Consider the following 5,473-nt stretch of genomic DNA (forward strand, 5'->3'; position numbering starts at 1 on the left):
CGTTGAGCTACTTGTGTGATTTCTCCTTAACAGTCGAAATGACTATGGGTAGTCACTTCGACAGAGTCCTTTTCGGGACGACGAGAAGTCGCACAAATAATGGTTTTGGTCTTCGTACTTTTTTTATTGTTCATATCTGAAAAATTATTCAAACAATTGATGTTTGAGTTTAGCTACATGTGTGATTTCTCCTTAACCGTCGAAATGACCAGAGAGGTCACTTAGACAGAGTCCCATTTTGTGGATGACGAGAAGTCGCACAAGATTGGCGCGGAACTATCAAAATTTAATATTTTGTTTTAAGACATATTACTTTTTCCCTTTAATTTACAATTTTCGTACAGCTACCTGTGTGATTTCTCTTAGTAGTCGAACAGTCGAAATGACTGGTCCAGTCACCTATTGCTGTCGTGATCTTGCCTTAGTCGGTAGACGGGCGTCACGCTCGTGCCTCTTTAGAATTCAGATTAAAAAAATTCTAGTGTGAGTTTGACGCTAGGGATAACTTCAATTCAACTTTTTAACTAAAAAATTAGTTTAAACTAAATATTTAGTTATATTTGTTATAGTGTTCAACTAAAAAATTAGTTAAATGAAACAATTGACCAAAGCGGAGGAGGAGGTAATGCAGGTATTATGGCAGTTGCAGAAATGCAACGTGGCCGCAATTATTGACGAATTGCCGGAGCCCAAACCTGCCTATAATACAGTTTCCACTATTGTACGTATTCTGGAGAGCAAGGGTTTCGTGGACCACGAGCAGGAGGGGCGGGGCTATCTATATTTTCCATTGATCAAGAAATCGGATTATGGCAACCAGTCGATCAACAAACTGGTGGACGGGTATTTTCAGGGTTCTTTTAAAAGTATGGTCTCTTTCTTTATGAAAAAGAACGATATGAGCCTATCGGAATTGGAATCCATACTCAAGGACATTAAAAAAGAGAAGGAATGATACGGTTTATTTTAGAATGCATGGCATTCCAGCTATTATTTTTGATCGTTTACGATCTGTTCCTTAAGCGGGAAACCTTTTTTCAGTGGAACAGGGTATACCTGCTGGGGACATTTGTACTTTCCCTATTACTGCCTTGGATAAAGATAGAGGCTTTGAAGACCACTGTATCTTCTGAATATTTTGTGTATCCAGAATATCTCTGGGGCATGGACATGTCAGACGGAGTGGTCGTTTCTCCTGAAAATTCTCCTTCTTTTAATTTTTCCGCAAGCGAAATAATATGTTACGGCGGAATGTTAATGGCTGCCATGCTGTTTACTTATAAACTATATCAAATTAAGCGACTCAAAGCCAAGGGCGAAATCCGGTATTTTAAGGATTTTACTCGGGTAGTGGTACGAAACAGTGAAATGGCCTTTTCTTTTTTCAGGTCCATCTTTTTGGGGGATAAAGTATTGGAGAAGGACCATGAGAGTATCATTCAGCATGAGCTGGTGCATATAGAGCAGCGGCATAGTTGGGATCTGCTGTTCTTTGAACTGATGCGGATTGTAAGTTGGTTCAATCCCTTGGTCTACGTCTATCAAAATAGGGTTTCCGAATTGCACGAGTTCATCGCCGATGCAAAAGTGGCCAAGACCCACAAAGCGGAGCAGTATCAATTGCTGTTGTCACAGGTCTTTCAGACCCAACATATTTCTTTCATCAATCAATTTTTTAAATCATCATTAGTCAAAAAACGAATCGTCATGTTACAAAAATCAAAATCAAAAAAAGTTTGGCAACTTAAGTATTTATTGCTGGCGCCATTGGTAGTAGGGATGTTAATCTACACTTCCATGGAAGCTCAAGAGAAAGTAGAGGCAAATCCAGGACAAAATGTTGAGGATTTGGCCTTGATCAAAAAAATTAACGAAAATATTAAAAGGCAGGTCCAGGAGAAGGGTTCAATTGGAGCGGTGCATTATGCCTTTGCCCAAAGGAAGAATGTGTATTCTGACAATATAATTCTTAGCAAGTATGATTATTTTGAAAGTAGAATTTTATCCAAACTGTATTATAAGAAAATGGCTGAAGATTCTAAAGGAACAATGCCAGATTGGACCTACAAAATGAAAGACCCAACCTCGGCTTTATATGATGATTATGTAAGGCAAAAAAAAGCCTTTCAGTTGTTGGACAAAAATTTGAATGCCTCTATAGCTGCCTATGACACGAATGTAATGCTGATAGATGATAGCGACAGAATTCCCAAGGATTATTTTGTATTTGAGGTAAAGAACACAAATGATTTAACTGGGATTGAACTAAGGGCGTTAAATGGCAAGTTGGCGGAAATTTTTGAAGATGGAAGCAGCTCCTACGATAGCCTAATCATAACTGATGGGCTATATGATTTTCTTGTTTATCAGACAGAAAGAAATGAAAACGATCTAGGGCCTACACAAAATATTAAAACCAAGGTTTTGGGAGTAGCTATTCCTAATCAAGATGAAGTTGACGTTCCCTTTGCGGAAGTAGAGCAGGTGCCTGTATTTCCAGGTTGTGAAGACGCAGATAACGAAAGGGATTGTTTTCAACAACAAATGCAGAAACATATTGGCAAGAATTTTAGATATCCCCAAGAAGCTCAGGAAAAGGGAATACAGGGAAGGGTTAATATTATGTTCGTTATACAGAAAGATGGAAGTATTGGAAATGTAAGGATGCGCTCCCCTGATAAAATTTTGGAAGCCGAAGCAGCCCGTATCATTTCCTTACTCCCGCAAATGGTCCCTGGTGAACACAAAGGAAAAAAAGTGCGAGTGCCATTTTCCATACCGATTACATTTAAGTTGGAAGGAGTACATGATTTCGGGCAAATTCACGATACATCTTCATCCAATCTAGCTTCTAGATACAACGTGTTGGTAATGGAGCGAAAGCGATTATTGGAAAAAACTAACGAAAGGGATCCTATTATCATTAACCTAGATCAACAATTGCGTGCGCTTAAGAGTCAAATTGATTCCGGGGAAAATGATGATGGAACAGTAGATGTGCCCTTCGCCATTATAGAAAAAGTTCCAGTCTATCCAGGTTGTGAGGATGCAGGGGATATGAGAGCCTGTTTTAATCAAATGTTGCAAAGGCATATTGGAAAGAATTTTAGATATCCTGAACTAGCCCAGGAAATGGGTATTCAGGGACGGGTACATGTGCTGTTTATTATCCAAGAAGATGGAAGCATTGGTAATGTTAGGTTACGCGGTCCAGACAAATTATTGGAGGATGAGGCGGCCCGAATTATTTCTTTGTTGCCGCAAATGATACCTGGGGAACACCGTGGTAAAAAGGTACGGGTACCTTTTTCGATTCCGATTACCTTTAAGCTTGAAGGGCCTGAAGAAAATGAGTCGTCGCAATCGATGGAATTAATGTCTGTTTCGAATACGATGTCCGTAATGGCAAATGTTAAAAAGGTTGGTGGTAAGGAGTATCTACGATGTATGGTTACCGATGGAGCCAAAGGGTTGCCAGGAGTTAATGTTTCCATACAAGGAAAAAATGAGGTTTTGGTTACCGACTTTGATGGGCTAATTGAGATTGAAGCCCAAAAAGGGGATGTCTTAACTTTTAAGTACAAAGGATTGCCCACTACTATGCTTGTCGTTACGGACCAACAGAAATACCATATTACCAATAAGTAAACACTACTATTTCTTTCTAAGAGGTGACCACAGTACTATTCCTAAGTTTATTTCATGAAGATTGAAGGCCATAGGATAAGACTATTGAGGAGGAAATTGACAGCTACAGCCCTTAAATTGATCAAAAAATTGTAATTTCCGCCCAGAATCTGGCATACATGAGGAAAGTTGCGGTTTTGGCTTGTTTTTGTCTTTTTACCTCTTGCGACTGGTTTACTTCCAAAGAAGAAAAAACCCAAGAATTGGTAAACGAGGAAATGCGCAATATAAATTTTAATGAGGTGGATAAGTATCCCTTATTTGACAACTGTGATGAAATGTTGGACAAGACGGGGCAGTTGGATTGTTTTCAAAATACACTATTGGAGCAATATACTGCGACTTTGGAGGATTTTGAATTTCAATTTGTGTCCGATATCAACACCTCTATATACGTGGATTTTTTGGTGGACTACAAAGGGGAAATATCCGTCTTGGAAGTACAGCGCAACCAAGATATTGAAAATCAGATCCCCGAATTTCGTAGCATCATCACTCAAAGCCTAAAAGGCCTGCCTCCATTATCGCCTGCCTTAAAACGAGGGGTGCCGGTATCCTCAAAATTTAGGATTCCCATTATAGTGAATTCCAACTGAAATATAAATCTAGAATCTAAACAATTTCTTCCTTGGCAAATGAAAAGATAATATTGGGTATCGATCCTGGAACCACCATTATGGGTTTTGGCCTAATAAAGGTGGTGAATAAGAAAATGGAATTTCTTCAGATGAACGAGCTCTTGCTTCAGAAGTACGCGGACCCTTATACCAAGCTTAAACTTATTTTTGAGCGCACCATAGAACTGATCGATACTTACCACCCGGACGAAATTGCTATTGAGGCCCCTTTTTTTGGAAAGAATGTGCAATCCATGCTCAAGTTGGGTAGGGCCCAGGGAGTGGCCATGGCTGCAGGTCTATCGCGCCAAATTCCCATCACGGAATACCTCCCAAAAAAGATTAAAATGGCCATTACTGGAAATGGTAATGCCAGTAAGGAACAGGTGGCCAAAATGCTGCAAAGCGTGTTGGGACTAAAGTCGCTCCCCAAAAACCTGGACAGTACCGATGGCCTTGCCGCTGCAGTCTGTCATTTTTACAACGAAGGCCGAATAGAAGTGGGCAAAAGCTATAGCGGTTGGGATGCTTTTGTGAAACAAAATGGTGATAAAATCAATAAACAATAAACAATTATCTAGTAAACAGTAATCAGTAATCAGTAAACAGTTTGGTTTGAGCCAAATGGGACTTGGATCAGATTTATATACCAATTTTTTAAAAAATATAATTTAGATCTTTTGAACAGCAATCAGTAACTATGAGATTTCAGGACTTATTGGCTTATAAAAAATCTTTTACTTTGGCGATGAGGATTTTTGAGATTTCCAAATCCTTTCCTAAGGAAGAAAGATATTCCTTGACAGATCAAATAAGAAGATCTTCAAGAAGTGTTTCGGCAAATATTGCCGAATCTTATGCTAAGCGTCTTTATCCAAAATATTTCATTAATAAATTAACAGATAGTGATGCCGAGAATCTAGAAACTCAAGTATGGTTGGAATATGCGATGGAATGCCAATATATAAACAAAGAAATATTCGATGAGATAGTAAGTGAAAGTCAGGAAATTGGGAAACTAATCTATTTTATGATTAATAACCATGACAAGTTTGGTTCCAAATAGATATTTTTACTGACCACTGACCACTGACCACTGACCACTGACCACTGACCACTGACCACTGACCACTGACCACTGACCACTGACCACTGACCACTGACCACTG

Annotated in this window: 5 protein-coding genes; all 5 read left to right on the forward strand. The window is 39.1% G+C overall.

The window, feature by feature from the left end; genetic code table 11:
• The first annotated feature begins 592 nt into the window (after nt 1–592).
• The 5 genes from MWU84_RS23440 to MWU84_RS23460 all read left to right on the forward strand — a co-directional run bounded on the left by MWU84_RS23440 (nt 593) and on the right by MWU84_RS23460 (nt 5,370).
• Nucleotides 593–955, forward strand: a complete 363-nt coding sequence (locus MWU84_RS23440; RefSeq protein WP_031442279.1) for a BlaI/MecI/CopY family transcriptional regulator — start codon at nt 593–595, stop codon at nt 953–955.
• Nucleotides 952–3,648: a M56 family metallopeptidase gene (locus MWU84_RS23445; RefSeq protein ID WP_246906433.1), complete on the forward strand. Its 2,697-nt coding sequence runs from the start codon at nt 952–954 to the stop codon at nt 3,646–3,648. The genes MWU84_RS23440 and MWU84_RS23445 overlap by 4 nt, the downstream gene beginning before the upstream one ends.
• Before the next feature lie 158 nt (nt 3,649–3,806).
• Nucleotides 3,807–4,283 carry a hypothetical protein gene (locus tag MWU84_RS23450; protein WP_031442283.1) on the forward strand — a complete coding sequence of 159 codons (477 nt, stop codon included), beginning with the start codon at nt 3,807–3,809 and terminating at the stop codon, nt 4,281–4,283.
• A gap of 32 nt (nt 4,284–4,315) precedes the next feature.
• Nucleotides 4,316–4,873 (forward strand): crossover junction endodeoxyribonuclease RuvC, encoded by a 558-nt coding sequence (ruvC, locus tag MWU84_RS23455; RefSeq protein WP_246906435.1) that lies wholly within the window; start codon nt 4,316–4,318, stop codon nt 4,871–4,873.
• Between the two features lie 131 nt (nt 4,874–5,004).
• Nucleotides 5,005–5,370: a four helix bundle protein gene (locus MWU84_RS23460; protein WP_246906436.1), complete on the forward strand. Its 366-nt coding sequence runs from the start codon at nt 5,005–5,007 to the stop codon at nt 5,368–5,370.
• The last annotated feature ends 103 nt before the right edge of the window (nt 5,371–5,473 follow it).

Origin of the sequence: Arenibacter sp. F20364, assembly GCF_023015905.1 — a bacterium.
Lineage (GTDB): Bacteria > Bacteroidota > Bacteroidia > Flavobacteriales > Flavobacteriaceae > Arenibacter.

Excerpts from the sequence above, each read along its gene's own strand:
- MWU84_RS23440 (WP_031442279.1), top strand. The coding sequence starts at position 593 with ATGAAACAATTGACCAAAGCGGAGGAGGAGGTAATGCAGGTATTATGG.
- MWU84_RS23445 (WP_246906433.1), top strand. The coding sequence starts at position 952 with ATGATACGGTTTATTTTAGAATGCATGGCATTCCAGCTATTATTTTTG.
- MWU84_RS23450 (WP_031442283.1), top strand. The coding sequence starts at position 3,807 with ATGAGGAAAGTTGCGGTTTTGGCTTGTTTTTGTCTTTTTACCTCTTGC.
- MWU84_RS23460 (WP_246906436.1), top strand. The coding sequence starts at position 5,005 with ATGAGATTTCAGGACTTATTGGCTTATAAAAAATCTTTTACTTTGGCG.